This window comes from Nonomuraea lactucae (assembly GCF_003313395.1).
GTDB classification, from domain to species: Bacteria; Actinomycetota; Actinomycetes; order Streptosporangiales; family Streptosporangiaceae; genus Nonomuraea; species Nonomuraea lactucae.
Genome location: NZ_QNFZ01000645.1, coordinates 1 through 2,735, shown reverse-complemented (window position 1 = coordinate 2,735; position 2,735 = coordinate 1). Strand labels below are relative to the sequence as shown.

Genomic DNA, 2,735 nt, shown 5'->3' with positions numbered 1-2,735 from the left:
CTGCGGGCGCTGGCGCTCGGCCGCCGGGCGCCTCCGACGGCGGCGGCGGGCGGCGCGGTCACGGTCGCGCTCATGTGGTCTCCTCGGCGCGCCGGAACTGGCGCAGCAGGATCAGCGTGAAGATCATCGACGTGCCGAACAGCAGGAGGGCCAGCACGCAGGCGTAGCCCATGCTGAAGTCGCGGAAGCCGACGTGGAACAGCCACTGCGGCAGCGTGAGCAGCGACTCGTCGGGGTAGCCGGGCACGAAGTTGGAGCCCGCCGAGTCGGTCGCGCCCGACGCCACCCGGGAGGCGATCATCGCCTGGGTGAAGTACTGCAGAGCGTAGATCACCCCGGTGACCGCCGAGAACATGAGCACCGGCGAGATCATCGGCAGCGTGACGCTGCGGAAGCGCCGCCACGGCCCGGCGCCGTCGATGGCGGCGGCCTCGTACAGGTGCTTGGGCACGTCCAGCAGGGCCGCCAGGAAGATCACCATGGTGTTGCCGCAGCTCCACAGGGCCAGCAGCGTCAGGCTCGGCTTGGACCAGGCGGGGTCGCCGAACCAGTCGGGCCCGGTGATGCCGAACGCCGCCAGGAACTGGTTCCACGGGCCGGTCGACGGGTTCATCAGGAAGACGAACGTGACTGTGCCCGCCACCGCCGGCACCAGCGTCGGCAGGTAGAAGATCGTGCGGAACAGCCCCACCCCGGCCTTCAGCATGGTGATCAGCTGGGCCAGGGCCAGCGAGAACAGCACCTGTGCCGGGACCATGAAGACCACCAGCCACAGCGTGTTCCTGGCCGACGTCAGGACCCTGGGGTCCTTCAGGAGGTAGCGGTAGTTGTCCAGCCCGGCGAACTCCAGCGTGAACAGGTCGTAGCGGTGGAAGGAGAAGTACACCGTGGACAGCAGCGGGTAGACGAAGAAGATCGACATCCCGACCAGCCACGGCGACAGCCATACGAGGGCCCGAAGGCCCTCGCCGCGCCTCCACCTGGACCGGCCAGGGGGAGGCGCAGCGTGGGACACGGAGGCCATGGAAGATCAGCCTCCGGACAGCTTCTGCTTGTCGTTGATCTGCTTGTCGACGCCCTTCAGACCCGCGTCCAGGTCGGCGACGGCGCCCTTCTCCCACTTGGTGAGGAAGGTGGAGAGCGCCTCCTGGTTGAAGACGCTGTTGACGCTGGCGGGCAGCGTCGAGGTCTTCGGGTGGGCGAAGATGCCGAGGAAGGTCTTGAAGTTGTCGTCCTTGGCCAGGTTGGGCGACTCCATCGCGGCCTTGGTCGTCGGCACGTTGCGCAGCGCGTTGGAGAGCGTCACCAGGGAGTCGGTGTCCGTGGTCAGGTGCTTGACCAGCTCCCAGGCGTGCTGCGGGTTCTTGGCGCCCTTCGGCACGCCGATCACGGTGCCCGCGGTGAAGCCGCTGCCGTACAGGTCGGGCTTGTCGTCGGCGACCGGCAGCGGGGCCGTGCCGTAGTCCAGGTCCTTCGCCTTCGGATCATTGGCGATCATCGCGTTGCGCCACTCACCGTCGAGGATCATGGCGACCTTGCCCTTGAAGAACGGGTGCTCGGCGCCCCACTCGTCGCCCAGGCCCTTGCGGAACTTCTCCAGCTTGTCGTAGCCGTACCAGTCGACGAGCTCCTTCTGCCACTGCAGGAGCTGCTTCCACGCCGGGTCGGAGCCGATCGCCGAGGTGCCGTCGTCGTTGTACCACTTGGCGCCCACCATCGGGCCCATGTGGCTGGGGGAGTTCTCGTAGTACTGGAAGCTCGGGATGAAGCCGGCCACCTTGATGTCGCCGTTCGCGTCGCGGACCGTGAGCTTCTTGGTCAGCTCGGTCAGCTCCGACAGCGTCTTGGGCGGCTCGTTGCCCTTCATCAGGGCCTTGTTGAAGTAGAGGCCGTACGCGTCGGCCAGCAGCGGCATCGTGCACCGCTTGCCGTCGTACTCGGTGTAGGTCCGCGACACCTGGGGCAGCACGGACAGGTCGATGCCGTCCTGCTTGATCACCGGGGTGAGGTCCTGGAAGGAGCCCGACTTGCACCACTGGGCCACGTTGTCGGTGGTGAAGGAGGCCGCCACGTCGGGCGCCTTGCCGCCGCGGACGGCCTGCGTGATCTGGTCGTCCTGGACGCCTTTGGTGGCCTTGACCGTGATCTGCGGGAACTTCTTGTTGAATCCGGCGATGGCGTCCTCGAAGGCCTTGACCTCGGCGTCGGTGGAGAAGCCGTGCCACAGTTCGATGGTCGCCGCGGGCAGGGCCTGTGAGGCCGAGCCGGAGGGCTTGGGCTGGGCGCCGAGCGACGGCGCGCCCTCCTTGCCCGCTGTGCAGGCGGTCAGCGCCAGAGCCGCGAGGCCGGCGACCGCGATGGGGACGAAGCGCACGGGGGGTGCCTCCTGATCAAGATGGAACGGTTGGTGCAGCGGCCGCTGCCTGCGATGGACCACTGGACGGGGACACCGTGGAGCTGAAGACCTCGTCTCGCGCCATGTCGAGGGCGAGGTCGAGCGCCCCGGCGAGGACGGGGTTGCCGTCGACCGTGGACAGTCGCAGCTCGGGCCTGGGGATGGTCAGCGCGTGCAGCTCGTGCTCGATCAGCTCGCGCAGGGTCTCGCCGCCGGCCAGCACCACGCCACCGGTCAGCACGATGAGTCCGGGATCGACGACGGAGGTGATGGCGGCCATGCCGACCGCCAGCCGGGCGGCGATGTCGCGCAGCCCGGCCCGCGCGTCGTCGGCCCGCTG

2 protein-coding genes and 1 pseudogene are annotated in these 2,735 nt (G+C 68.4%); all 3 read right to left on the bottom strand.

The window, feature by feature from the left end; genetic code table 11:
* Positions 1-70 precede the first annotated feature (70 nt).
* A complete protein-coding gene (locus DQW85_RS24740; RefSeq protein WP_240197403.1) occupies positions 71-922 on the bottom strand; it encodes a carbohydrate ABC transporter permease in 852 nt (283 codons plus the stop codon).
* A gap of 108 nt (positions 923-1,030) precedes the next feature.
* Positions 1,031-2,374, bottom strand: a complete 1,344-nt coding sequence (locus DQW85_RS24735) for an extracellular solute-binding protein (RefSeq protein ID WP_113702403.1) — start codon at positions 2,372-2,374, stop codon at positions 1,031-1,033.
* A 16-nt stretch (positions 2,375-2,390) separates the two neighbouring features.
* A pseudogene (locus DQW85_RS24730) lies at positions 2,391-2,735 on the bottom strand (ROK family protein); the annotation flags it as partial.

Coding starts and splice junctions, on each gene's coding strand:
- DQW85_RS24740 (WP_240197403.1), bottom strand. CDS start 922: ATGTCGATCTTCTTCGTCTACCCGCTGCTGTCCACGGTGTACTTCTCC.